Below are 26,472 nucleotides of genomic sequence, written 5' to 3'. Positions count from 1 at the left end.
ATCTATACTTTTATTTTCATTCATTTATATATTCAAGAACTTTTGGAAAGTAATCTGCGATTGGTTTCGATGAATCTACTACTATATACTTCTCTTCTTCTGGTTTTTTACTGTTTTTTACAGTCCTATAAAATCCTTCTTCTGATGATGGTGCTTCGATTTGACTCAGAAGTCTTTCTCGATTTTTTAATCGATTTCGTATTATTTCAATGTCTTCTATATAACATTCCACATACTTATATCTCTTTTTGTGTTTTCTCGCTAATTCAGTCCGGTTTCTAATAAATTCTGTACAAACAAGGACTATCCATAATGACACTGTGTCCATTCGATAAATGAAAATCCACCAACGACCAATCTACATCATAGGATAGTTGTCCTATTGCTTTACCTTCCATCGTGTTTCCTTGTGATGATAACGATTTTAAAATTGCTGTTTTGGAAATGTCATGATCGACAATGACAGCTCCAGTTGCTTGGCTAATCTGTCTTGCTAATGTCGACTTTCCTGATCCTGGGAATCCTGACATCTGTAAAAAAGAACATACTTACACCTCTATCCTCAAATGTAGTATTGTAAGTCTTTCGGATAACGTTCCTGTATTCACGACCCGGCGTATGCCGGGTGTCCGACGCATGTCGGACCCAGAGCGAATGCTCGCAGCGTGAATATTATGTTATACGCTGGTCATTCTTCTCTAACTTACCTACATGGATTGAAAACATTTACGTTTGATTAAGTTTTCGATCTACTAAATAATTAAGTTATTAATCTCTCATAAATATAATTTCTTAGACCAGAAAACAAGACTACTGGATATACCAATTCTTCTTCAAGTGCGCTAGCAGAAAAAGAATCAACTACAAACAAACCAATAGGCTCATGCTTTTCTACTGAATGTGGATCAGCTACCCCTAAATAACTTATTACGGAATCCCAATTCTCTTTAATATCATTAATTTTATTTTTCAGTTTAAATTGGTATGACCCCTTACTAACTTTACGGAATTTATTCAATTCATTACTAATCGCTTTAGCTGTATACTTATAGGGATTATCTTTGCACTCTATGACAAATAACTTTCCTTGAACCAATATAAGAACGTCTATCTGTCCAGACAAAGTTACATAGCCTTTTTTATAATGAAAGGGAATCTCATTTTCTTTTCGAACATTATACTTTATTAATGCGTCTTTAAATGTTGTTTTTAGGGAATTGGCAACTTCTTTTTCAAATTCTTTATGTACTTGCGAAGTGATTTTAAACAACTCACGCTTAAATGAGGATTCTGGAAGAGAATTTTCAATAATATCTAAATATAATGCAGTTGCTGCATATGATAATAGGCTAACAGGGCAAGCAATAATGTCATTTTTTATGGGAATTAAACATTTTCTTAAAGGTCTATATTCTCTTTCTGTGGTCGAAACTGCAAATTCTAAAGTATCTTGATCATTCATAAACAAAGCTAATAATCGTTCAGAAGCTTCAATTGGAATATTTAGCAATTCCATAAACAATAATTTAAAATAAGAAATGCTTCCTATTAAAAATTCATCCGAATTTTTATAAGTTTTTAACAAATCATGCCCAATTTTTTGAACTCCATCTAGATCTACACCAATATATTTTTGGCACACTTGATCAAATTGCTTAGAGATTACATTAGAGATACTTACTTTTCTTCTATTAATCATAGCATCCACGTAGAAATCGGAAAAATAATCATGATCAATTTTTTGATTAACTCTGAGAAGACCTTCCTTATCAATAATCAGTTGATTCTCACTTAGTAAGCCTTCAGAAGCTATATCTCTTACATTTAGTATAAAGAAAATAGCTCTAACTGTAGCAATCAATTCGCCAAATTTATCGTCATTTAGCTTCTTATTAGATTCAGGAACTCTCTCTGAATAATAATTTATTATTTCAATTCCATACTGAAACGCTTGTTTATCAAGAGCCAAAACATTTTCCCACTCTTTATATATACTGTTAAATGATGAATTGTACTTTTTCTGTAAGTCCAAACTCTGAACAACAGTACGACTAAAATTATCAGTTATTTCTTCTATCTTAAAAGCTTTCTCACCTCTGTTTAACCAGGAAACAGCCGCCATAGTAATATGTATGTTATACTCTAATAATTTCAAAAAAGATAATAAGTATCCTTTCGGATTGTCAGTAATGATTTCTCTTACATTATCAAACAAGTGTCCCATTAGATGATTAGTAATCATTGCTATACTTTTTTTATCTAAATATTTTGTGTCATTTAGTTCAAGCTTGTTAGTTATTTTTTTTATAATCTTCTCTTCATCGTATCCACTTAAGTCTATCCTTGCCGAATTTGCTGAAATAATCTTACCTTCATTAAATATAGGACAAATGCTAAGAAACTTTTTTGTTAAATCTATAACATAAATAGGATGCGTATTAATCACAAAATTATTAATCATATCCTCTAGATACGAGCAAGTTTCACATAAGTGTTTTTTCGACCCTTCAATAATTTGTTCTTTGGAATATGATGTTGAGCAATATTCACAAGCCATAATTATCCTCCTCTAATGCATTAGATTGATTAAAGCATATAAATTAAATCAATAATTTAAACTTTGATGACTTGCGTATAACATCTGATCTATGTACTTCGTAAATACCACACATCCTGCCTGATATCTGAACTACGTATATGATAACCTATCTGGTGATATATGCGAAGAAAAATTTGGTGAAAAAGGAAGATTATTAGGATACTCAATCTCCCATGTCCATACGATCAAGCGGGCTCTGCATACACTGAATATTTTCGTAATAACGTAAGTATAGCTCTGAGTTGTTCAGGTACTCAGTATGACCAAGTAGCTCCTGAATGTATAGTAATCAGTGCATTTTTCAAACAGCATATGATTGCCGAAGGAGTGTCTCAGGGCATGAATACGTACCTTTTTCACAATTCCTTCACGTCGTCTTGTTTCTTCAAAAACCTTCTTCACTCTTCGCTCGGAAAGATATCGATCAGAAGATTGCCCGGAAACAGCCAACAATTGGGTATATATTCAGCTATGGATTTCTTTTCACGTTATCCCAGGCGTGATTTGAAAGAAGCGTCCTCTGATCCTTTTGCCCCTTTCCCTGTCTCATGAGGAGTGTTCTCCTTTCAATATCTAACCGCTGCAATACAGACGAACAACTTCACCTACAACGAAGCCCTGAAAAATATACTGCACCCTCGTAACTTTTACGTCTTCTGCAAATGATCTTTCTCCACTGGTTGATTACCTTACTAGTATTTCATTCGGATTGAAACAATCTACTTACAGATAACGGAAAATACTGATAAAATATAACGAATGATGAAGTTGTTTCATGCAACGGTACTGTTAGTAATACAAACATAAGGATGGGGTTTATTTGAATAACAAGAAGCTAATAATTAGCGTTTTCGCACTTTGTATTCTACTCATCTTGGGTTTTCTGAGATGGGACAATCTTAATTCCAGCGGAGACATTAGTTATAAGTATGATCGGTGGGCAGGTCAGAAATGGGTTGAGTTCTATCCGCCGCTAGCTGCTTCTTCCAACAGCATGGAGTTTCCACTTATATATAGGGATGAAATAAATCAAAATGATATAGATAAATATTTAGGAAAACAAGCTCTCTCCGGAGAGTTAGTGAATAAGTGGATTGAAAGAACAAAATTAACGGATGGATATATAGGTCTATTATTATTGAATATTCTAGTGGTCATTTACAGTTCTATTAAAATATTTATTTTGAGAGACAAAAAATAGGATGATTTTGATACCCCTTTAATATACAGAGGCATAAGTCGCCAAAGGGCGTACTCACACAAAGGCAGTAGTCCCCCATAAGGGACTGCTGCCTTTACTCCTTTTAATTAACCCCACCTATAATATTTCTTATGTATAGGCGTCATCCGCCGAGCCATTGTAATGCTTGGAATAACTATATTCAGCGTTTGCCACTCTATACATACAAATTCCATCCCACAACAAAAGCAGCCAATATGAACGCCGAGATGCCAGACATAATGTACATCACCTTTTGCTTTTTGCTATAACTGTTCTTACGTAGTTTGTACATAAGCAAGCCAAGATACGCCACTGCTAGAACAACATATAGTAGGTTAAACATTATATTGATGCGCAACGAAGAATAAGCAGGATAATTTGGAAACCTCAACTTCGTTTGTAGGATGAAAAGATTAAGAAGGAGTGCCACACCTACAAAGTTAATTGCAAGATGATATTTACTAAAATTGGTATTAGGATTTGCTCGTTTATATAGCTTGTTAAGAAGCATCCCGATTACATAGCCGATCAAAGCAATTAAAGTGAAAATGGCGGCAAGCACAGCAGGGATAAAAGATATCTTAATCAAGTTTACCTTTACATTCGATATAGGCAAGTAATCAATATAAGGAGTAAAGGAAATTTTATCAACAACACCATTATGCTCGACAACATGATAAGAACTACTTAATTCAGCTTTTGTGAATTTCCTTATATCAAGGGCCGTAAATAAATTAGTAAATCTAGATGCTGCCCGTCGTGCGGATTGAAAATATCCTCCCCCCTCCGCAGTAACTATATTAGAATTGACGTTATCACCGAAAATTTCTTTAATAAGTCCATAACCATAAATCTCTTCAAAAGACTGGTTTGTCATGACGACCATCCCAAATTTAGATACTGGATCAAAGACAACTTTGCTGGAGAATCCTTTCAAATTCCCCTCGTGCATCAGTGTAGGCACCCAGTATTCCATCTCAACGAACCCATGCGCAAATCGCGGAGTAGAAGTACCTTCATAATCTAGACTTGTTGACAACATTTCGTTTAACGTATCCCTGTTCTTAAATAATACATTGCTATCATCCACAGGCATCAACGCTGCAAGGAATTTCCCTAAATCTTCTGCTGGCCCAATCGCTGCCCCAGCAGGATAGAATGTTACGTATACTCTGTTCTCAGGGATCAGTTTCAAATCTTTTGTATAACCTTCAATCTCATTTCTTCTTTGTACTAGGTCTGGATGATCTTGCCCTGTTGGATGAATCGAGGTGTCGTTCATATGAAGTGGTTCGAAAATATGTTGATTGACATACTCATAAAAAGGTTGGCCACTTATCTCTTCCACGATGTAACCAGCTAGACCAACGCCGTAGTTCGAATAACCCACTATGCTATTCGGTTTATAGATCTGTTTCGGCTCATTTTTACGCAGCGTTTCTCCTAATTCTAACGTTTCATCCTCGGAGTAATAAAACACCTCGGCCGCTGTTTGATCTTCCCAACCCGCATTGTGATGCATCAGGTTCATTAGCGTAATCGGATCATCATATTTCAGCTTTTTGAAAAATCCCTCTGGCAGATATTCCTGGATATCCGTCTCCAAATCAAGCTTTCCTTGTTCGACAAGTTGCATCACACTTGTATAGACCAACAGTTTAGAGATCGAAGCCCATTCAAAAACAGTAGAGGTATCCGCCTTCCGCTGATTCTCAATATCTGCGTAACCATATGCCTTATTCACAATGGTTTCACCGTCTTTGATAGCCACAACCGCAACGGCAGCAGTATACTTCTCATACGAGGCAACATATGCATCAATCGTTTCCTCTAACTTGGATAAAGGAATCCTGGATGGTGAAGTCTCAACCTGTTTCTCTTCAGCGTGGGCAGGTACCGCTATTGCCATAATGATAAATATGAATGACAGAACACAAGCGATTACTTTGTTAACCGTGTGATGTCCACGATTCATCTGCATTAGCTTCTCTCCTTTTATATTAAATGTTAATTACATCTCTTTTTTTCACGTATGCGTTTTCAAAAGAGTCCACATGAATCTAAATTATTCTCAATTGCAATTACACTCCATTCATTAGAGAGGTCGGAGAATTTCACCTTTCCAATTAACGATGTTTATTTCTTTATCTTTCAAGAGGCACCAATCAATGATTTCACCTATCAATTTTGGCGTGATGATCTCATCGCTCCATTTCGGTGTTAGTACTCTTCTGTATCCTATATATTCTAACGTCCAGCCTTCGAATTCTTCTCCGATGATGACTATAAATGGGATCTTGTTCTTAATACTGTGTTGTCCCACTTCATAAGTGACGATTAACCTCTTATCCTCAGAAACAATATGTAATTTGATTATCCCTTCATCGTCAATATCAGGTTCAACATACCAATAAAATAATCGATTGAAGCGAACGATTTTACGTTTATATTTTTTTCTTACACCCATAGCTCACCTCACATATTCCTTTTTCCTTGGTTCGCAGTATTTGGTCAGTTATCCAAGACACAGCTAGAATAGCTTTGGGATCTGTTATCAAAAGCCACACTAAGTTTAAGGAGTAGCAATCTTGTAAAAATCAATTACTCTATCAAAGATTTCGATCTCTCGTTTTTTTATGTCCGGTAATGTCTCGCTATGCTTTACGATATGATGTATATTATCTGCTACAGTCTCTGCTTTATGAATTCCTACATATCCTAGTACCAGTTCATTAAGGTAATGGAAGTATCTCATTTGAGGTTCAATCATGTGCAGATGTTTATCAAAATTTCTTCTGGATCTTGTCTGATCCATCTCCTTTCGCTTGCGCAGCTCATCTTCTTCAGCCCAGAATAGTACATAAGCATCCGGTAATGATATTTCATTCTTCAATAACTTCTTTCTAAAAAAGTTCGCTGTTTCATCTAGAGATAGGTGCTCATAACCATATATCCAGCTGTACCAAATCTTAAATACATCGCCATCCAAAATCACATACTCATGTTGTTGATTCTTCTCATATGCTATATGCCATCTATCGATTTGTCTCTCCAGCAACCACATCATAAGTTCCCTACCTTCAAGCTGAGGAGATTCAAACAGAAGCCCTGTTTCTGGAACAATAAATGCATCATATTGTGTAGCGAACTGCTGACAAGTGGTACTTTTACCTACAGAACTGGCACCTTCGAGACAAATTATCGTCATTCAATTACCTCCAGATATTACTCACAAAATGATTAATCAACCTTCACTGGCTCTTAAGCGATCATGTTGAATTTCATATTAGACTATGTATTGTAGATTTCTTTAATCTTTTGGCATGTTTCATACCAAAATGTTTTTCGTTTAAGAGGTTTTATTACCTTAATCTCGACTTCTTTTCGTTTCAAATAAACCGTGCCATCCACTTCAATGAGTCTATCGCCAAATGCAAATACAATATCCTTGCAGTCTTTGTGATACTGGTTCTCTCTTGTTTCTGACCACTCCGCTTTATCAATAGAATGCCGTTTTCTCATTTTTTAAGATCCTCCTTTAAGGAAACACCACTATTTTCAGCAAATAGGATGCCTGTCCCACATCATAAACACTTTGTTATCCGATATTGATGAGCCTTAAGGTTCGTTTATTCCTACATAATGTTATCTGATGTCCATTCCTTGGAAGCGTGTCTTACAAACTTTATTTCTTATTCTAATTCTTCATTATATGGATTTGCATATAAATCAACATCGATTTCAGCATGAATCATATTAACAAATTCAATAAAATCAGAATCGAAATAAAGAGCAGGCGTTTTCCCCTCTTCTATTCTTATTACAATGAAAAATTTTATTCTTAATTGATGTTCAATCCGAATCGAATTGATCTCTTTTGCTTTGTTTCTTATCATATCGACTACTTTTATTAATTGGTGATTCACATCTAATGATTCTTCATAATCCGTACCTAATGTCCATGATGTTTCTTTTATTCGATGCTTTTTGTTAATTATGTCGCCTTTGTAAGCCGTATTGGTAGGTTCGATTCTAAGTATTGAAGTTACATGATTCGGATCGAATTCATCCCCAAATAAACAAAAATAGGCCATCACTTTGGTTTTGTCTTTCAGGAGTTTCACCTCTTTAAGAATTGATGTAAGGATCTCGTCTACTCCAACTCTTTTAATACAATTGCACATAATTTTTGGTGTTTACGAGCCCGAGAACCCTAACTGACCTGTAATTATTATTCTTGTTTCCATTGATGTGATTCGTGTAGTTTACCAGTTTCATAAAAATACTTTAGCACTTCAAGCATGGGTATTAATTCTATACAAATGTTATCGCAATAATTTCCTAACTGACCACCGATAACTAGAGAAATTTCACTATTTCCCTGCTTATCGTTCATAAGCGTATATATATGTTCATCCATTGTAATAGACACTACAAAATATTCCGGTCCGCCTCCAACTAATGCTGAACCTGTGTCTGATACCTCAAAAAAAACTAATGTAAATTTATCTCCATCGAGTTTTCTCAAAAAACGTAAACTGTCTGCCCATGTAGGGTTCATAACTATCTCTTCATTAAATGTGGTCCCATTCCGTTCATCAATGCTAATAGAATTTATCACTTTTTCTTTTTATCCTCCTTCTTTCATCACACATATCCATCTTCAGGTTCACCAACATCAAAACCCAACACTTTTGTCGCTTCCAACTTAAATGTTTCTATCCAAGATATCCATACATCGCTATTCATCTGTGCATAAAATGATAATCCACTAGGCTCAACGGATGCTTCAATGAAAACATCATCCTCTTCAGTTCCAAACCAATATGGAATTCCACTTTTATAACCAATCCACCCTGGCATACGCTCATATACTTTAGAAACTTTATCCCATACCTCATCAGGCAGGTCATACCTTATATTTAGGTTGCAATTATGAGAGTTTATGTTGTTCATTTACATTCTCTCCTTCTACCTTAGAAGTATCTCAAAATTCATCCTCTATTTTTATGTAAAGTACTACAACTCTTCCACCACTTGCTCAACATTGTATCTCTTCGTCCTTATACACTTTTTTCGTTATCATTTTTGTATATTTTAATCTCGTGATTTCAATCAGGTCATTTGGCTGCATCATATTCAGAATAGGACTATCTTTGATTAAAACTTTGCTATTACCTCGTCCCAATCCTCTGACTATAATGATATTTTTATTCTTCTTCACATCTACAATTTGTCCGATCGTTATGAACTGCTCTTGTTTCTTGAGATCAAGATAAGTTACAAGGCCCAGTATACAAAATATAATAAAGCTACATGTTGATAATGTAGTTGTCCATGCAGGAGGATGATATACAAAGTATCTGGTAGCTAATTGAATTCCAATTATAAAAACAAATAAAACGATGAGTAGGAATTGCTTTTTTAATTTCCCTTTAGCTTTTTCGTTCATAGCTTCTCCCTCTAAGTAGATTTCACCATAGGCGTTATTTCAAAATTCACTTACGTAACTCTAGTAACTTCAAGTCAATAATAAAGTTTTGTTGTTTCAGAATATCCAACCCGAGAAGACCTTTATGATCTTTAGGCAATATGCCTACATCGATCTCTATATTCTCAATATAGTTTGTGCCTATTACAATCCTATCCATGATTTTTGTGTAGAAAGGAATACTCCCTCCAATCCCGTATGCTTCAAAAATCGAATCCCCTGTTTCATAAGTCACGCCGATTTCCTCTAAAATATCAGGACTAATGATCGTATGTGAAGATCCAGTGTCTATAATAACATCGTCTATTATCAGTGTTCTTCCTCTAAATGTAACGGTAAGTGACGTTGTAATTAGCTGTCCATCATAGTTAATTTTCATTCGTATTACGTCTCACTCTCATTAATGGATCTTTACGGAGATGAATCACAAAGTCTTGATTCGAAGTATGATATACAACGTTACCAGGCTCTACTCGAAAAAACTCTTTATTCGCATCTTGTTCTGATACGGTACGAATTGGTGCAACTTCATCTACAATTTTTTTGTTATCTTCCTCATGATAATGAATGATAGAAACCAGAACAAATTGGTCTGGGAACAGTTCTCTAACCTCTTGCCATTTCATGTGTTATACCTCCTGTTATTCGTATTGGTTCAACTTTCTATCATTTTAACATATCCCCCTGACTCGTATCGTATATCGTTCCTGCATTATTAACACTCGGCCTATTCCAATGTGTCCTCATTCAAGTATGTAAAATGTACAAAGAAACCGTCTCCTTTGGTATATGGTTGCACGCGCTTCAACCTACTACGGGACGGTTTATTTTTCTCATGAAAACCTGCCTCTCCAACCAAAACGCCTGCATAATCTGTTCACCTCAAAGGGTTTCCGGCATGAATGTTGTTCTGGTAAGCAAGGATCAATTATTTTCTAATACACCTCATCGATAATGTAATCGTTCCGCATAAATACCTCCTGAATTGAACATTTCAATATGATTATGTAAACTAGTAACAATTCAATCTTTATAGTGCATTTATTCCTTTTTATGAAAGAAAGTAGAGGTGTCCCTTTTGAGAAAACCTTTCTTCCTGTTTGTAATCTTAATTATCTCATCTCTCTTGCTTGGAGCATGTGCCTCCAAAGAGGAAAAGATGATTGTATCCTCCGCCGAGAAGTTCGCTGCAAATTATATTCTCGAAAAGTACGGTGAAACCGTTCGTTTTACGGAGTATAGATTCTCTCCTCCCGATTTAAGCAAATCGTTGGGCCTCCACGGCTACATTGAAGGCGATAAGAAAAAGAAGGTATTTGTTTTCGTTAACTACGATCCTTTAAGTATTGAGACACTATCGCTTCCTGAAGGTATATCCAAGAAACCAACTTCCAAATAGAGAGTTGAAGTTATTTTTAAAACGATCAATCTATATAAACAATTTGAATCTATAGGGAATATATGGATTGTATCTTTCGTCAATTACTTCTGTCAACGTTCTCCGCAACAATAAAATGAAGAAACAAAGCGATCTACATAATAGAATGATTGTGTTCTGAAATTAAGATAAACCTCTGTTTAAAGAAGTTATCCACTAATTTGATGAATTCTGAATATAAAGAAATAGAGGGAGTCACATCAGAACTCCCTCTCATCCCAACAACGCCTGTTCAATCTGATCCACAATGCCATTGATGCCTGTTGGCCCATAACAACCGATCCATGTCGCCGCATCTACGGAGTGTATTTGCTGTCTCTCATCCGTATCTAGCATCTCCCAGACACGTTGCTCGGTCGCGGATATGCCCTCCTGCATGATCTCATTGCTAAGCAGGAAGTAGTAGCTCGCCTGTACAGCCGGTAGTCTGTCAACGGAGATATGATAGGCCGTGTCGGTGGTATCTGCTACAAATAACGGAACAGGCAGACCCAGGTCACGGTACAGTACAGCACCTGTGCGATGCGAAGCAGAATGTACGCGAACCAGAGAATCCAGTGGACGAATCAGTGCCACGCTCTTACCTGCCAGTACTGGAGCCAGTTCTTCAGAAAGCAATGTGGTTCGTCGGTGATAATCCGCAAGTATACGTTTTGCCTCTGCTCGCTTACCAGTTAATTCACCGAACAGGCCAAGAATGGTCTGCCAGCTCTCATTGCGCTTAAACATAAGAACTGGAGCGATCCGGCTTAACCGTTCATAGTACTGATCATGCACCTCGGTGCAAATAATCAGATCCGGGGACAGTCGTTCGACAGCAAGCAGATCAGGGTACTCATACGTTCCGAGTATCTCGGTATCCTGTAGTCCTGCCCTGATATATTGTGGGAAATGGAACGTTCCACTTCCCAATCCCACACTTCCTGCTGGAGACAATCCAAGCGCAAGCAAATGATCCGCATATTGCACATCGAGTACAGCGATACGCAGTGGAGAACGGGTGACAGGATATTCACCTCGCATATGGCATATCACAGGGCCCTGGTCCGACTCGTACGAAGAAGCCATGCGATTCCGCAGCAAGGATTGAGCATAATTTGCATCTGTTTCCTTAGCAGCATCAAGCCGATAACGCAGCGGAGGGACGCCATAATATTTCTTAAATGCCCTGCTGAAATAATACATATCGCGATAGCCCATCTTGTCAGCAATTTCCCCAATGGACGCATCTGTATGATGCAGCATCCGCGATGCATTTTCCATTCGTAGCTGGATGACGTACTCCATTGGTCCAAGCTGCTTCTCTTGTTTGAATCGTCGCTGTAACTGCCTTACGCTGCAACCGGCAAGAGCCGCCAGCTCTTTAAGCTCCAGATTCTGGCGATAATGCGATGATATATATGACACGACCACATCCACCATGTCGGACTCTGCTCCGCCTTGACCACGTTCATACTCCATGATCAGTTCATAGATCATCCCCTGAAGCAACGCATGGGCATGAAACCGTTCCAGTCCTTCGCCACGACGCCATTTGGCAACGATTTTTTCCGCATTCTGGATCCATTCTGCCTGAGTCACAGGGTTCTGAATAAACGAATTTTGCAGCGGATGTTTGCGATACGAGGGCATGGCATGGGAGGCTCCTTCCATGGAAGAAGCCTCGTACATGATTACGATATAATAAAGTTCGTCTGATCTGGCCGTCAGCGTAAAGGATGCTCCCTTCACCACATGACAGGCAAAAGAAGCTCCAATGTGGCAACCCTCGCCATCCATTGCAAGCTCCCCTTCCCCTCCATATGCCAGCAGCAGCACATTTGAAGTTAAATCCGTTTCGTGTAAAACGCTGCCTGTCTGCAAAGTACCACTATACCCGTCAAGCATCTTGATCGTTGTATCACTCCATAGACTTGTCTGTTCTTGCAGCGGCATTTCTCTCATCTCCTGACAATAGCAAAGGTAAAATTCTTGCTGTTGTCATTTTAGTTGAGATTCTTTCTCATTGTCAATTTTCGGACATTTGAGACAATATTCACCTGACATCTGGTAATAAAAACAGCAGGTAATTCGCTCGCTTTTGGCAACATGCACATTGTCCTTACAATCGGTGAAGCGGGTTAACGGATTCTTCCTCTCACCAAACACCTCTCCGGATGCCACCTGCGTCAGATAGGAAAAGTCCTCTCGAATGATCTTACTTTCCTGCTCTGTCTCGGCTTCATCAGGAGCGAATAGTCGGCCGATACGTACCATGATATTCTCCCAGAGAATACTCATCGAAAGAGGCGCAATCGCAGCAAGTGTCTTTAACAGAGGTGTAAGCTGTACCGCAAACATCTCCTCGAGCACCTTTTCCCGCCATACTCCCCTGTCTCCCGTTAGTCCTTCAGCCTGAAGTCCATTCACCGCTAGAAAAGGAAATCGTGTGCCGCCCTCATGATCTGAGAGTGCCGGATGATAGAGAAAGCTGTTCTCCAGCTGAAAGGTTACATGCTGATGATGAAACGTCATCGCGGTCACGAGCGGAGTCGTCCATAGAAAGCCAAGCCGCTTGGCTAACATAGAGGCTGCGACTTTCATGTCAGGCGCATCGATATAGTTCTGAAACCAGCTGATATACTCTCGACACGCCTCTTCGTCATGCAACTCACTCAAAGCAATGGTACGGACACTATGTTCAGGCGGCTCACCAAGCAAAATCGAATGATCCTCTACCGTCTCTTTCCATAAGTCTGTCGAGAGATATGGGTTCATATTAGTTCGATCCGAGCAGGGCTTCCGATGCCTGATCTACAATCAGATTAATCGCAAGCGGTCCGTAATAAGCGATCCACAGAGTTGAGTTTACGTCATACGTGCGGTTATTTTTCACAGCGTCAAGGGACTTCCAGACGGGATTACTTAACATCGCCTCTGCCTCTGCTGCAAACAGCTCATCCGACAGCACAAAATAACGATCTGCCCCGATCTCAGGCACTTTTTCCATCGAGATTTCTACGGAACCATCTTCATTAATCTCCTGCACCAAAGCAGGCATCTTCAGTCCCAAGTCATTATAAATAATACCGCCAATGCGGTGCTCAATTCCGTGAACACGAATTCCTTCTTTTCGTGGACGAATAATCGCCACCGTTTCATCGCCCAGCTTCTCTGACAATTTTGTCTTCAGCCCGGCAATTTTGTCTTCATACGCTGTACGCACTTTCTCTGCCTCGTCCTGCTTGTCTGTAATCTTAGCTACTGTAGCTAAAGTCTCCCGCCAATCTTCGTAGAAATCGAGTACCAGTGTAGGTGCAATTTTGCTTACACTCTCATACTGCTTCTCCTGGAAGTCGGTCATAATGATCAGATCCGGGTCGAGTGCAACAATCGCTTCCAGATTAGGCTCGTCCCGTGTACCCAGAACCTGTACATCACTCGGTTGATCGCCTAAGTATTCTGGAAAATCGGTGTTACCTCCAGCGATAACACTACCTGCTGGCTTCTCGCCAACCGCTAACATTTGATCCAGAAATTTAACATCCAGCACTGCAATTTTCTTTGGTTTTTCGTTTAGAGTGATGTCACCCTTCATACCCTTGATCGTTACGGGAAAAGCTCCGTCGGTCTGTGTTTCTGCATTCGCAGGTGTCTCCGCTGGCGTTGCTGCAGATTGCTTACCGCTATCTGTACCTGTTGCAGCACCGCAAGCTGTCAATACAAGAATAAGGGCCAACATCAAGCCCATGAATAATCGTGATTTGTGAGCAGCATAGGCTTTGTTACCAGCCGCTTGCCCCTTTGTTCCTTGTTTCATTTGTGAATCCCCCTTATGTATAATACTGATAATGATTTTCATTATCGAAACTTAAAGAGAGTATATACGATCTCCGTATCGTGTTACCATGTACTTTTGCGACATTTCAGCCGGACTAATGCGACATGGCAAGCCTTTTATCCGCCCTTTAATTTCTCAGCGATATACCCTTGCAGTCGGTAGATGTCTGAAAGAAGCTCTTCTTCCTCCGGCGTATTTCCATACTCCCCTAACCACCGCGGTGTTCGGATATGCCAATCATCTGTCAGGTATTGCTGTTCATCCCTATACTCTAAAATATGTCCCAGGAAATATTCCAGTGAGCCGAAGGACTGCTTTCCTTGATCGTTAATGATGGATTGAGTTTTTTCGATGATCGCCTGCAACATATGTTGGATATGTTCTTCCGGATTCTTAGCGTTAATTTCCATCGGTGACCTCCACCTATCTCTACAAAAAAAGTGAATTAGTATATTATTTAAGTGAGCCTAGTATTTCTAAACGTAGAATTCTGTTCTGATTAAATACAATAAATCGATGCCCAATGAGTATTGAGACATCGATTCATATCATCTAATTATGAGGTGAATAATGAATATGCGACCAAACATGAAGTTTAGCATTATTGTTAGCGCAGTTATTATTGTCGTTGTTCCTATTATCATTGGACTTTATATGTTAAACAAAGTTGTCGATCCTGACAAGACAATGGTTACGAGAACTGAAGTTTCTCCTGAGCTTATTACGATAAAAGGTGGATTTGCAGACAGTATTAGCAGATATCACGGCTACTACCTCTCACTTCATAACAACTCACTTTTCATTCAGATTAAAGGCAGTAAACTTCCTATCGGTGGTAGTAAAGACTTCACAATTTCATTTTCTAATACTTATGGGAATGTTGATGAAATCTACTTATTAGGTCCTGGCAGCAACTCTAAGAAAAAGATTTGGCCGAATCCCTAACTTTCATTGGAATGGATATCATATGATCTGACGCAATCAGCTTCAGTCTCTTCTGCTTAGCTTCTTAAATGCCAAGTATTCCTGATCAGACTTCATATAACTTAATATTTTTTCCGCGCATGCAGCTGAGCTAAGCTCTTCCGTATTTACTTCCAGATCATATTCATCATAAGAGTAGATGTAGTCAAACTGGGAATGGGCAAGTCCAATCTCGCGATCTCCCCTGCTCTGCTCTCTTCTGGTGAGTTCTTCTTTTGAGCACTGCACGCCTACAAACAATATCGGATAATCCGATAGTAAATCATAAAAATCGTTAAACCACTTGTCATTGCTGATGACCGTATCCACGATGACATTCAAACCCATCTCCGAAAACAGTTTAATGGTTGCACAGTACATCGAATTGATGGGGTCGAACAGGATATCTGTCATGACATGGTGCTCTACTTCTCTAGTTGGTTTCATATCTGGATATGTATTGTCGATAAATTGATCATAATTATGCAGAAATTGATCTACAGACAGATGATGAAACGGAATATCTTCCTGATTTTTCATTTCCATGGCGATGCTCGTCTTCCCCGAACTTGACGTTCCGTTCAAAAATATAATGAGTCCTCGTTCCATATTGATCACCCTTATCATTAAAATTGGAAAACACTGTTCTGCCGAATTACCATTCTCTCCATTCTTCCGTAATATCTTCATCCTCCTGAATGTCTAAACCAGCCAGCCTAGCCGCCTTGTCTATAAAATCAGCCAATTCTTCACGTTCCATCGTCTCAATAAAGTAACCATTGGCCTCATTCATTTCATTAAACCTAAGCACAACTTCTTCTACAGCCTTCATCATGCGCTCACAATCTTTCGTTTCTTGTAATGCTATTAATTGGTGCAAATATGTATCCAGGGCTTGATCAGACTTGAGTAATCTCTCTTCTGTGAAGAGCTCATCTCCGCCTTCAATCATTCTTTCATTCCATAACTTCGTTGGTTTTTGATGAAACAAGTTTTGTAACGTCATTGGAGTCACCCCTCTAAAATTCAATTATATCTATACTTTACCTGTAACCAAAATTATGAACAAGCGTTCACGCCTATTCACCTTCACCCCATTCGCTCCATAGCCTTGTCACGTTCTCTAATTCCATCTCGTCAAATTGTAATCGATAAATGTCCGGTTTCTTGGTTTGATTCATAAAATCCAATCCGTAACTCGAATCAAAGTAGTTTATCATCAACGTCATTACATGTCCGTGTGTGCCGATCGCCACTTTTTTACCCTTGTACTCTTCTAAAATCTGTTTCAACATGCCCACTGCCCTATTCTGGCAAACCGTGTTCGACTCGCCTCCTGGCAATGCATAATCCGGGTCATCAAACATTTTCTTCGAAGCAGGCTCGAACTCCTCATCCGCAATCATATCATCTGAAAAATGTCTTTCCCGAAGATCCTCCATGATCTGAATATCTAAATCTAACGCTGCTGCCACACCTTCTAAGGTTAGAATAGCCCTGGCATAAGGACTTGAGACGATGGAATGTATTCCTTCATTCGTTAATATTTCCGTTATTCGTTCTGCATTCATCTTGCCCTGCAGGGTAAGCCCCCTCGTTCTTTCCGTTCTTTCCGTTCCTTCCGTATACGGTGACTCCGCATGCCTAACCATATAAACGATGGTCTTCATAGGACCCTCCTTGAATTTCTTCTATTAAAATTTATGGTCACGCTAATGATATAAAAGTTATAGTAGAAATGAAGCAAGATGCTTTCAAAAGAAAAGAAGTTAAATCTAACGGAGAGGATGAGATCATGTCTTTTTTCAAAAGGAAGGTTGTATTAGTCTCTTTATTCGTATTGGCTATCTCTGCTGCTGCAATCGCTTACGCAAATGGTCAATCGAAACCGGATGTGCCCATTCATAACGTCGTCAACCTTTCAGCCAACTCTTTAATATTTCATGAAATAGATAAGCTGGATGCGTTTGCTGAACTGATCGTTATTGGTTATGCCACAGAAGATTTCAGAGATCGAGAGCATGTTATTACTGCATTTGATGATGGAACCATGCAATCCTATCACACTAATACAAACATCAAGATTGAAAAGATATTGAAGAAACCCAACGACTTCCCTTCAGATCAGAACAAATTGACAATCATTGAACCTGTTAGCTTGGAAGGGGACGTCAAATATACAATTAATGACTATGTAGAACTGCAGAAGGGTGATAAAAGTGTGCTTTTCTTGATGAAAAACACCTTTGGTGATTATGGATTAATCAATTATAACCTAGGCAAATTCAGCCTTGAAGGGATAACTCAATATAGTTTACCTCAATCCTCCACTGCACAAGCGTTATCCAATTACGCGACATTTCGCGACTCTGTCATGAAGAAGTACCATTTGAATTGAGGCTTTCACCATACAACAATCATCCCTTTAGCAGTTGTCTTAATCACCGGGAATGACTGCCCTCTTCAAACTATTGCACTTCTTTATCAAGGCTTACGTCAAAGGATGAAGTTATCGATTTTTGTCTAAAATCATTGGGTATCACTTTAATCTCCACGTTTAGATGTATAGATTCAGGCAGATTCATTTGAGTTATATTCTCACTAGCAATGAAGTAATAATGCTTTTCGTCCAGTTCTATCAAACCCCCACCTGTTGAGCCAGAAGTTGAAATCAAATGTCCGTCATGATAAATCTCACAAGCAATATTATATTCCTCCAAACTGAACCCTTTCACTTCATATCCAACCTTGATTTGATTTTCGGTGTAATCAGCATTTCGTAAACTAATCGCACCACCATCGACCATTTGGGTCTGAATTGCAATATTTGCTTCGGGCATCTCTGGTTTCTTTAATAAATATCCTACTTTTAGGTACCATATAGCTCCTAATACAACTACAGCAAGTACAATCATAACAATGATAAACTTCTTTTCTTTTTTATCCATAATCCTTACTCCTTACATCTGAACACTCTTGAAGTTCTTTCCAAACCTGTGTTTCAAATAATACATTATCCCTGCGCGATCAACATCAGAAAATTGTATTGGATCATCCAACCCACTATCCTAAAAATACCTTGTTAATTCTGTCTCTATCATAATCTAAAATCCAATCACTATATTCTTTATAAATACCCCTCAGCTCTTCCTTTGATGCTGAAATAACATCGCAACCTCTATCATCATAGATATGAAATATCGTTTTCTTACTTATATTAATGAAATACACCCTATGATATATCTTTGGCTTAATTCCAACATCATGATTACATATAGCTTTGATTAACTGATTATATTTCAAGTCCTCAACTCTACATTTAGTCCAGTACCTATACATGTTGTTCCTTGGGTCTGAGATGTCACCTGTTTCACAATCCAGACCTGGAAATATCTCAAGGCTCAAGGCTCTAATTGGCCCTTTCTTCTTGATATATTTTCTGTACAGGTTCAATTTTTTCACTTTGTGTTTAGGCTTATCTGCAAAATAAGCTTGAGTTATTAATAGGATTTCATCTTCTTGATCATGAAGAGCCTTAAATAGTTCAAGTGATCGATGATAAACTTGTTCCATGTAATACTCCGTATTCGTTCCAAACATCAGAGGATTGCCAAGTTCGAATCGTATTGCAACATCCCAATTATAAAAAAGAGGCGCTTCTAAGGTCAGGTTTGGAAAATGCTCTGCCAGATACGTCTTCAGATCCATTCTGTGGCCTCCGTGTCTTCTAGGTTTTTTACAGTACCTTAATATGAGAGCTTTGCTGTTGTAAAAAAAAGCGCCCCGACCTCATCGTCGTGGCGCTTCCTCTTGCTGCATGATGCCAATTGGCCATGCAGCTTATCTCCAGGCTGCTACACCTACATGGCAGCGGCTTCTTCACCCAGCTGCAGCGTGTAATACTGCGCCTGCTGCCCTTCATGCTGCTGGTACACAACGACCAGCAGCGTCCGGCCTTTCGCGGCAAGCGGGCTGGCGCCAGCTAGCACACGCTCAAGCCGGAACGGAAGCACATCCAATACGGTGTGCTTCTGCAGTTCCTTTTCGCCGAGACCAAGGTCGGCGAAAGCACGGGCACCCATGACCGTCTGTGCGGTCATGGCCGAGGTCATCGGCAACGCACGCGAAGCGTTGCCGTCCACCATGTCCGCCGCTCCATCCGCGGCGGACCCTGTTGCGTCGCCCGAAGTGAGCGACGCTGCACCCCCGGCTTCGCTGCCGATCACACCCGCCGCATCTGCGGCAGAGTCTTCTCCGGCAGCAGCCGAACTTGCCCCAGCGACACTCGGACCCGTGCCGCTGCTTTCGAGCCATGCCGTGCCTGCGGCACCGGCAACACGTGGCAGACGAACGTCTTCCGGACGTTCAGCCAACGTTTTCATATAACCCGCCCACTGATCTTTCTGAAGCGGATCTTCCCACCAGATTTTGCGTGGTTTGTATTTGTGCCCAAGGAAATAATCCAGCTTCATCAGGCCGAGCACGATATCCATATGCGGCGTGTTCCGCGACTCCAGGAAGCTGTGCAGACGAGTGAACAGATCCTCCAGTTGGTGACCAATCTTCTGCCATCCCTGACCTTCCCAGTAATCCCCAAACGCCTGGAAGAAATCAAACGGCGAGTTGAACTCCTGCTCCATCAGATACTTCAGCGTATGGTCCATCCGGTGTGCGTTCCAGTATTTCTCCAGCACATCCTCCAGCCGTTTCAGGCGTACGATGTCGCTGAACGGCAACACGTCACTGCCCAGAATCTCATACGGCGCGTGATCCATGTACGTATAGTTGTACTTCTCCGCATCCAGACGCAGACCCGTACCACGCAGCATTTTGAGGAAACCCAGCTGAAGCTCTTCTGGTCCCAGTGCAAACACATCGTTAAACGTTTTGCGGAACGTATTGTAATCTTCCTCCGGCAGTCCGGCGATGAGATCCAGATGCTGATCGATTTTGCCACTGGCTTTTACCTTGTTGACCGTACGGCTCAGCTTGGTAAAGTTCTGGCGGCGTTTCACCAGTTCATTTGTCGGATCGTTCGTGGACTGCACTCCAATTTCGAAGCGGAATGTACCCGGAGGCGCATTCTCTGCCAAATAGTCGAGTACCTCGGGACGCATAATATCCGCCGTGATTTCAAACTGAAACACTGTCCCCTGATGATTCTCAATCAAGAATTTGAACATTTCGAGCGCATAATCCCGCTTGATGTTGAACGTCCGGTCCACAAATTTGATCAGCTTCGCGCCCTTCTCGATCAGGTACAGAATGTCCGACTTTGTCCGCTCAATATCGTAATACCGCACGCCGACCTCAATACTGGACAGACAGAACTGACAACTGAACGGACAGCCACGACTGGTCTCAAAATAAACAACCCGTTTCCCAAGCTCCGGAATATCCTCTTCAAATCGATGCGGTGAAGGCAGATCGTTCAGATCCGCTTTTGGCCGTCCTGGCATGAGAATGACTTCTTCCCCTTTGCGATACGCCAGTCCATAGACAAAGTGGAACTTCTTGCTTCCTTCAAGCTCCATCAAAAGCTGATGCAGCGTCTCTTCCCCTTCACCCATCACGATGAAATCAACATTGGGAATCCGGTTCATCCAATATTCCGTGTCGTAGGACACTTCCGGCCCGCCCAGCAGAATTTTCACGTTCGGCATAACCTTTTTCAGATTATCAATGACCTTGATCGTCTCTTCGATGTTCCAGATGTAACACGAGAAACCAATCACGTCCGCGCCGCGCTGGTACAGATCAGACACAATGTTCATCACCGGGTCCTTGATCGTATACTCCGCCAGGTCAATATCAAAATCCTTCTCACTGTATGCCTTCAGACACCGCAAGGCCAAGGAGGTATGGATGTACTTTGCATTTAATGTAGAAAGAATAACCTTCATGGTTCACAACCTTTGCCTGGACACCCAGACCATATTTTTTTGTAAAAGGAAAGCTGCACAGCCATCCTGCCCCGGATGCTGTTCATCTAAACCTCTTTTGAACTAGCCATTCCATGTCTCATGGACATATCCAACTTTTGTCTTTCAAAGAGTGGACACTCTTTTCAAAAAGACATATACACCACGCCAAACGAAAAACACAACATACAGTATGAAATACATACAACAAAACTACATGCTGTATGTGATACGGTCAGCCCTTTCTAACGCCAATGTCCACCCTTTGAAAGACAATTCACCTTCTTTTGTCCACAATACAGAGACACTACAATTAACTTCAAGCTCAACTTCAACCTGTAAAAGACCTCAATCATGTTCCATCCACAATTCGTTATCCCTATCTTACTGCCTTGAGCCTCTAGCTTTTAGCCGAACCTCTGCCGAAACTTCCCCCATATCATGGACGAACCATCGACTTTCATGAAGCATAACTATCAACTTTTTGATCAATTAAGCTGTACGTGTCATGAACTTCAAAGACTTTAAATGGCGAATGCAAAAAAAGTTCTCACTCCATCCCAGCCAGCCAAACTCGCTCATAATTGATCATACTCACTCATACTTACTTAAACCTGCTCATACCTACTCATACTCGTAAAACGCATCATCATCCGTATCCACTTCTTCGCCCGATTGCTTCTGGAAAAACTCCAGGAACGGCAGTCCGTACTTGCGGTACTTGACCTCACCGACCCCTTTGATATCCAGCATGTCACGTTCTGTCTGTGGGCATACCACACTCATCTCACGCAGAGTCGCGTCATTGAAGATAATGTACGATGGTACATGCTCTTTCGCCGCCAGATCACGACGGATCAGACGAAGTTGTTCAAATACCGTCTCATTAACTGCAGATGGCATTGCATCGCGTCCGCGACGTCCGCCGTAATTCGTACCCGAAGCCGTTGCCGCTGTCTTGCGGACGACACGCTGCATCACTTCACGCTGGCCTTTGAGCACTTCCACCGCAAGTGGTTGCAGACGTACAACCGGATACTGTCCCTCGGACAACATCAGATATCCTTCGGATACCATCACGTTGATGATCTCCGATATCTCGCGCTCTGTCCGATTGCCCATCACGCCGTAGGTTGGCAGAGAGTTGAAGCCGTAATCGAGTACCTTTTTGGCACGGGAACCTTTGAGCACCGAAGCAACCAATGATACACCGTACCGCTCACGCATGCGATGAATACAGCTAAATATTTTCTGTGCATCAATCGTCATGTCTACCAGCTCGCGGTCGTCCGTACAGGAACTGCAAATACCGCAAGGTGTATCGTCATGCACCTCACCGAAATAATCCAGCTGCGCACTGCGCAGACAACGCGTTGTGTAACAGTAATCCACCATCTGTTGCAGCTTCCTGTAATCGTTCTGTTTGCGGTCGCCCTCCATTGGATTCTGCTCAATCAGGAACTTCTGGGTGATAATGTCCTGTGCCCCGAATAACAGAATACACTGACTGGGCTCTCCGTCCCGGCCCGCACGTCCGGCTTCCTGTACATATGCCTCCATGTTCTTCGGCATGCTGTTATGAATGACGTAACGCACGTTCGATTTATCAATCCCCATCCCGAACGCATTGGTCGCCACCATCACTCGGATATCATCGTACAAAAAAGCTTCCTGGCTCTGGGCCCGTTCATCGTCCGTCATGCCTGCATGGTAACGTCCAGCGGGCAATCCCGCCTGCAACAAACGCTGATGCAGATCGTCCACGTCCTTACGGGTCGCGGCATACACAATCCCTGGCTCGCTGGCATGCTCGCGCGCATAATTCAGGACAAAGTCCTTCTTGCTCTCGCCGCGCAGCACGCTAAACGCCAGATTATCCCGCCCCAGTCCGGTCACATACGTCTGCGGGTCCTGCAAACGCAGCAGCCGCAGAATATCGCCCATGACCTCGGGCGTCGCTGTAGCCGTAAAGGCCGCAACCACCGGCCGCTCCGGCAAACTGTCCACAAACGGCGCTACCGCCAGGTAGCTTGTCCGAAAATCATGCCCCCACTGTGACACACAGTGGGCCTCATCCACAGCAACGCACGAGATCGGCAAATAGCCCATCTCCTCGCGGAACCAATCCAGCTCCAGTCGCTCAGGCGCGACATAGAGCAGCTTCAGCTCACCGCGCTGCGCCGCGCGGATGCGATCATTCACTTCTTTGCCGCTAAGTGTACTATTAATATACGCGGCAGCAATTCCGGCGGTCGTCAACGCATCGACCTGGTCCTTCATCAATGAGATCAACGGGGAGACAACAAGTGTCAGTCCCGAATATAACAGGGCTGGGATCTGATAACAGATCGACTTACCGCCCCCGGTTGGCATAATACCCAACGTATCTTCACGTTCGAGCAGGCTGGCTACGATCTTTTTCTGTCCCTCACGGAAGTCGGGGTAGCCATAATATTTTTGCAGGAGACCCTGCGCTTCTTCTAATGTAGGTGTTTGCACACTCATGTAAAGACTCCTTACTTATCACCGGTGTTTCTCCACCAGCTTGGTCCGATCCGATTCTGACATCCGAAAGCGGCTCATATACCGCATCCTTGACAACAAAATGGCGTTCTCATGACTTGTCCGTCAAGCAAACGCCGCTCCCTTTAGTTTAACGGCCCAGCCCCGAATGAGCAACCGCGTTTTACTGTAAAACGTTTGAACCTTCTTCATGAAAATAAAAACAACCGTCCTGCCATAGGTAGGCAAAACGATTGCATTAAACTTTTATTCACAAATCACACTCATATCATGCTAGTGTACCCGTACCCATTCATCTGGTGAACCTACCACACCTTATAACTTCACTTTAATCTTTTAACGACTCTACCTCAGACTCCGGCAAGCCACTGGCCTTTGCAATAACAGAAACTTCGAGCCCTAGTGAGAGGAATTTCTTCGCAATCTCAATCGTCTTTCTTTTTCCCCTTCTACTCATCCCTTTTCTATCCCTTGGCTATTACATGCATGGGCTATGCCCTTTTCCGTAGCCCACTCACTCATGGAAGCTTCATCATGCAAATACTTCTGCCGCTCTTCATACAAACGACGTGCCTCCCGATCCTGACTGAGTAACTCCGACGTATCCCTTACTTTCTTAACCCCAGATTCATTCATGTTGTATCACCGCCTTTTGCATTCATGCGATAATACAATCCTTTCCTCTGCATCAGCTGTTCATGCGTCCCATCCTCGGCAATTCGGCCATGTTCCATCACAAAGATACGAGAGCACTGACGGGCAACCTCCATGCGATGTGTGACGAGCAATCCTATTCTGCCTTTCATAAAGTTCAACAAGTGATTCATCACCTTCTGTTCTGTCTGAATATCCAGTGATGACGTTGGTTCGTCCAGAATATACAGATCCGATGACCTCATAAAGAGTCTAGCAAGCGACAGTCGCTGCTGTTGGCCTCCAGATAAATTGGCCCCCTTCTCTTGCAACATTGCTGCGTATTGTCCTTCCTGTGCCTCAATGTATTCATGCAAACCTGCCTGCCCTGCCGCAAGCTTTACCTTGTCCAATGTAACGTCTGAACCCAGACGGATATTGTCTTCAATACTTCCTGTGAAAAAAGTTGGTGTCTGCGGCATATACGTCAGTCTGGACTGGTCATCCATCTCTACATACTCTGCAACATGTTTATCACCCAGCAATATGCTTCCGTGTGTTGGCTCGATCAGCCCTGCACACACTTGGCACAGTGTAGATTTGCCAGCACCGCTGGCGCCAACTACCGCAACCAGTTCACCAGGAAAGAGATTAAGCGTAATCTGATCCAGAATCTTCCGACCACTGTCTTCATCTTTTACCGTAACCTGTTCAAGACGTAGCATAGCCATTTCGTTCTCTTTATGTGCCCCTTTTTGTGTACTCCCTTGATCTTGGTCACACATTCCCTGTGCAAGCTCCGCGTCCTTAGTTTTGGCTGAGTCTGTCTTCTTGTGTTCACCCAACTTAAACCATGCAGAGATACGTCCAAATGCACCCACGCTGGCTTGCATCTGACTCCACTGGCTGGACAAGCCGAGTACTGGCCATACCACCAATTCGAACAGCAGACTACTTGCAACAACCATGCCCGGAGACAAAGTCCCCCTAGCCGCAGACAAAGCAATAAGGAACAATGCTGCCAACTGAGCCAGACCAAACACTGCCATCGCTACGTTATCCGACATGCTCAAAGTCATCTGTAACTTGGCCTGAACACGATTCAGTGATTGCTGTTGTGTTCGAAAACGAGCAAGAAACCACGGTGAAGCATCATACATCTGAATCACCGGTATCCCTTCAACATACTGCTGGATCTGTTCTTGGGACTCGCCTTCCCGGGATTCGACCTCATCGGACAGATGTACAATTCGCTGATCATACAACCTCGCCGTAAACCAGATTGCCCCTGCACTTACCAAGGCGATAACCGCAACCCATGCATCTGCTCTGTACAAGTATCCCAGCGATAGAGCAATGATGAATACAACCGTAACCCCCTCTTCAATAGCCTCCACAACTTCTGCACCATGCTTCGTGTCCTCCTTGATGCGAAGCATCACATCCCCGGACTTCTGTCTGCGCACCCAAGAATAAGGCATCCGGTTTAACAGTTTCAACAGATCCATGGACATGTCCCGTTGTATTGATTCCTTGAGCCATACCAGCACATAACGATGCATCGCGAGCAACACGATAAATCCTGCCAGAATGGCGATAAAGATCAACGCCGTAGCATTAAGCTGCTCCTGTCCCCCATTATGAATAGCGTCTACGAAGAACCCCTGTACAAAGGCAAGTCCCCAATCAAAGACCGCATCTGCTGCGATAAAAATGAGCAAGATCGCTACAGCTAATCCATAAGGTTTCATCCAGCGAAAAATAACGGGCCATACCGTTGCCAATGATACAGCTTGCTTTGGGTCATCTGGAACATCACTTTTGTTCATCTGATGATGAGCTTCTATTTCAGACTTTTCATT

The 26,472-nt window shown here is 41.7% G+C and carries 27 protein-coding genes and 2 pseudogenes; 4 read left to right on the top strand and 25 right to left on the bottom strand.

The genetic code is table 11. From position 1 onward, the window contains the following. Positions 1–16: 16 nt before the first annotated feature. Both MKY87_RS23605 and MKY87_RS23600 read right to left on the bottom strand, forming a co-directional pair. A pseudogene (locus tag MKY87_RS23605) lies at positions 17–530 on the bottom strand (AAA family ATPase). 230 nt (positions 531–760) lie between these two features. After that, positions 761–2,557, bottom strand: a complete 1,797-nt coding sequence (locus MKY87_RS23600; RefSeq protein ID WP_340966427.1) for an NERD domain-containing protein — start codon at positions 2,555–2,557, stop codon at positions 761–763. Between the two features lie 862 nt (positions 2,558–3,419). On the opposite strand from MKY87_RS23600, the gene MKY87_RS23595 reads away from it, so the two are divergent. Beyond that, on the top strand, positions 3,420–3,800 hold the full coding sequence (locus MKY87_RS23595; RefSeq protein WP_340966426.1) for a hypothetical protein: 381 nt from the start codon (positions 3,420–3,422) through the stop codon (positions 3,798–3,800). A gap of 196 nt (positions 3,801–3,996) precedes the next feature. On the opposite strand, the gene MKY87_RS23590 is transcribed toward MKY87_RS23595, so the two are convergent. From MKY87_RS23590 to MKY87_RS23545, 10 genes are all read right to left on the bottom strand, one after another. Next, a complete protein-coding gene (locus MKY87_RS23590) occupies positions 3,997–5,802 on the bottom strand; it encodes a serine hydrolase domain-containing protein (protein WP_340966425.1) in 1,806 nt (601 codons plus the stop codon). Positions 5,803–5,916: 114 nt separating this feature from the next. Then, positions 5,917–6,288: a hypothetical protein gene (locus MKY87_RS23585; protein WP_340966424.1), complete on the bottom strand. Its 372-nt coding sequence runs from the start codon at positions 6,286–6,288 to the stop codon at positions 5,917–5,919. Positions 6,289–6,393: 105 nt separating this feature from the next. Further along, entirely contained in the window at positions 6,394–7,029 is a 636-nt protein-coding gene (locus MKY87_RS23580) for an AAA family ATPase (RefSeq protein WP_340966422.1), read from the bottom strand. A gap of 83 nt (positions 7,030–7,112) precedes the next feature. Then, positions 7,113–7,343 carry a hypothetical protein gene (locus tag MKY87_RS23575; protein WP_340966421.1) on the bottom strand — a complete coding sequence of 77 codons (231 nt, stop codon included), beginning with the start codon at positions 7,341–7,343 and terminating at the stop codon, positions 7,113–7,115. 170 nt (positions 7,344–7,513) lie between these two features. Further along, the gene (locus MKY87_RS23570) at positions 7,514–7,945 is read right to left on the bottom strand and encodes a DUF4279 domain-containing protein (RefSeq protein WP_340966420.1); all 432 of its coding nucleotides are present in this window, start codon (positions 7,943–7,945) and stop codon (positions 7,514–7,516) included. A 107-nt stretch (positions 7,946–8,052) separates the two neighbouring features. Next, on the bottom strand, positions 8,053–8,382 hold the full coding sequence (locus tag MKY87_RS23565) for a hypothetical protein (protein WP_143781379.1): 330 nt from the start codon (positions 8,380–8,382) through the stop codon (positions 8,053–8,055). Between the two features lie 86 nt (positions 8,383–8,468). Beyond that, positions 8,469–8,777, bottom strand: coding sequence for a hypothetical protein (locus MKY87_RS23560; RefSeq protein ID WP_340019707.1), 309 nt, complete (start codon positions 8,775–8,777; stop codon positions 8,469–8,471). An 85-nt stretch (positions 8,778–8,862) separates the two neighbouring features. Next, positions 8,863–9,273: a hypothetical protein gene (locus MKY87_RS23555; protein ID WP_340966419.1), complete on the bottom strand. Its 411-nt coding sequence runs from the start codon at positions 9,271–9,273 to the stop codon at positions 8,863–8,865. Positions 9,274–9,319: 46 nt separating this feature from the next. After that, the gene (locus tag MKY87_RS23550) at positions 9,320–9,691 is read right to left on the bottom strand and encodes a retropepsin-like aspartic protease (RefSeq protein WP_062833242.1); all 372 of its coding nucleotides are present in this window, start codon (positions 9,689–9,691) and stop codon (positions 9,320–9,322) included. Next, on the bottom strand, positions 9,681–9,938 hold the full coding sequence (locus tag MKY87_RS23545) for a hypothetical protein (protein ID WP_062833241.1): 258 nt from the start codon (positions 9,936–9,938) through the stop codon (positions 9,681–9,683). The genes MKY87_RS23550 and MKY87_RS23545 overlap by 11 nt, the downstream gene beginning before the upstream one ends. 452 nt (positions 9,939–10,390) lie before the next feature. Between MKY87_RS23545 and MKY87_RS23540 the strand changes: the two genes are divergently transcribed. Continuing rightward, complete coding sequence (locus tag MKY87_RS23540) at positions 10,391–10,711, top strand: hypothetical protein (protein ID WP_340966415.1); 321 nt, start codon at positions 10,391–10,393, stop codon at positions 10,709–10,711. Between the two features lie 252 nt (positions 10,712–10,963). On the opposite strand, the gene MKY87_RS23535 is transcribed toward MKY87_RS23540, so the two are convergent. The 4 genes from MKY87_RS23535 to MKY87_RS23520 all read right to left on the bottom strand — a co-directional run bounded on the left by MKY87_RS23535 (position 10,964) and on the right by MKY87_RS23520 (position 14,980). Then, positions 10,964–12,685: a helix-turn-helix domain-containing protein gene (locus MKY87_RS23535; RefSeq protein WP_340966413.1), complete on the bottom strand. Its 1,722-nt coding sequence runs from the start codon at positions 12,683–12,685 to the stop codon at positions 10,964–10,966. A gap of 45 nt (positions 12,686–12,730) precedes the next feature. Beyond that, on the bottom strand, positions 12,731–13,507 hold the full coding sequence (locus MKY87_RS23530) for an IucA/IucC family C-terminal-domain containing protein (RefSeq protein ID WP_340966412.1): 777 nt from the start codon (positions 13,505–13,507) through the stop codon (positions 12,731–12,733). A 1-nt stretch (position 13,508) separates the two neighbouring features. Further along, on the bottom strand, positions 13,509–14,549 hold the full coding sequence (locus tag MKY87_RS23525; RefSeq protein WP_340966411.1) for an ABC transporter substrate-binding protein: 1,041 nt from the start codon (positions 14,547–14,549) through the stop codon (positions 13,509–13,511). A gap of 137 nt (positions 14,550–14,686) precedes the next feature. Next, a complete protein-coding gene (locus tag MKY87_RS23520) occupies positions 14,687–14,980 on the bottom strand; it encodes a hypothetical protein (RefSeq protein ID WP_338592457.1) in 294 nt (97 codons plus the stop codon). A gap of 160 nt (positions 14,981–15,140) precedes the next feature. Here MKY87_RS23520 and MKY87_RS23515 point away from each other — a divergent pair, with 160 nt between their 5' ends. Continuing rightward, the gene (locus MKY87_RS23515) at positions 15,141–15,515 is read left to right on the top strand and encodes a hypothetical protein (RefSeq protein ID WP_340966410.1); all 375 of its coding nucleotides are present in this window, start codon (positions 15,141–15,143) and stop codon (positions 15,513–15,515) included. A 42-nt stretch (positions 15,516–15,557) separates the two neighbouring features. Here MKY87_RS23515 and MKY87_RS23510 read toward each other — a convergent pair whose 3' ends face one another. The 3 genes from MKY87_RS23510 to MKY87_RS23500 all read right to left on the bottom strand — a co-directional run bounded on the left by MKY87_RS23510 (position 15,558) and on the right by MKY87_RS23500 (position 17,203). Then, positions 15,558–16,142, bottom strand: a complete 585-nt coding sequence (locus MKY87_RS23510; RefSeq protein WP_340967539.1) for a chloramphenicol phosphotransferase CPT family protein — start codon at positions 16,140–16,142, stop codon at positions 15,558–15,560. Between the two features lie 46 nt (positions 16,143–16,188). Further along, the gene (locus MKY87_RS23505; protein WP_340966408.1) at positions 16,189–16,539 is read right to left on the bottom strand and encodes a hypothetical protein; all 351 of its coding nucleotides are present in this window, start codon (positions 16,537–16,539) and stop codon (positions 16,189–16,191) included. Positions 16,540–16,612: 73 nt separating this feature from the next. Next, the gene (locus MKY87_RS23500; RefSeq protein ID WP_340966407.1) at positions 16,613–17,203 is read right to left on the bottom strand and encodes a histidine phosphatase family protein; all 591 of its coding nucleotides are present in this window, start codon (positions 17,201–17,203) and stop codon (positions 16,613–16,615) included. A gap of 68 nt (positions 17,204–17,271) precedes the next feature. On the opposite strand from MKY87_RS23500, the gene MKY87_RS23495 reads away from it, so the two are divergent. Continuing rightward, on the top strand, positions 17,272–17,931 hold the full coding sequence (locus MKY87_RS23495) for a hypothetical protein (protein ID WP_340966405.1): 660 nt from the start codon (positions 17,272–17,274) through the stop codon (positions 17,929–17,931). Between the two features lie 70 nt (positions 17,932–18,001). Here MKY87_RS23495 and MKY87_RS23490 read toward each other — a convergent pair whose 3' ends face one another. The 6 genes and pseudogenes from MKY87_RS23490 to MKY87_RS23460 form a co-directional block, all read right to left on the bottom strand. Beyond that, a complete protein-coding gene (locus tag MKY87_RS23490) occupies positions 18,002–18,481 on the bottom strand; it encodes a hypothetical protein (RefSeq protein ID WP_074094068.1) in 480 nt (159 codons plus the stop codon). 115 nt (positions 18,482–18,596) lie between these two features. Next, positions 18,597–19,241, bottom strand: coding sequence for a DUF3885 domain-containing protein (locus MKY87_RS23485; RefSeq protein ID WP_340966403.1), 645 nt, complete (start codon positions 19,239–19,241; stop codon positions 18,597–18,599). 152 nt (positions 19,242–19,393) lie between these two features. Then, positions 19,394–21,436 carry a B12-binding domain-containing radical SAM protein gene (locus tag MKY87_RS23480; protein ID WP_340966402.1) on the bottom strand — a complete coding sequence of 681 codons (2,043 nt, stop codon included), beginning with the start codon at positions 21,434–21,436 and terminating at the stop codon, positions 19,394–19,396. A gap of 642 nt (positions 21,437–22,078) precedes the next feature. Continuing rightward, positions 22,079–23,959: a DNA helicase RecQ gene (gene recQ / locus MKY87_RS23475; RefSeq protein ID WP_249911442.1), complete on the bottom strand. Its 1,881-nt coding sequence runs from the start codon at positions 23,957–23,959 to the stop codon at positions 22,079–22,081. Positions 23,960–24,305: 346 nt separating this feature from the next. Then, a pseudogene (locus MKY87_RS30765) lies at positions 24,306–24,613 on the bottom strand (Rpn family recombination-promoting nuclease/putative transposase); the annotation flags it as partial. After that, positions 24,610–26,361: an ABC transporter ATP-binding protein gene (locus MKY87_RS23460; protein ID WP_445669464.1), complete on the bottom strand. Its 1,752-nt coding sequence runs from the start codon at positions 26,359–26,361 to the stop codon at positions 24,610–24,612. The pseudogene MKY87_RS30765 and the gene MKY87_RS23460, both read right to left, overlap by 4 nt. Between the last annotated feature and the right edge of the window lie 111 nt (positions 26,362–26,472).

This window comes from Paenibacillus sp. FSL R7-0198 (assembly GCF_038000415.1).
Classification (GTDB): domain Bacteria; phylum Bacillota; class Bacilli; order Paenibacillales; family Paenibacillaceae; genus Paenibacillus.
Note: the sequence above shows the minus strand (reverse complement) of the source record. Positions and strands in the feature narration are given on the sequence as shown.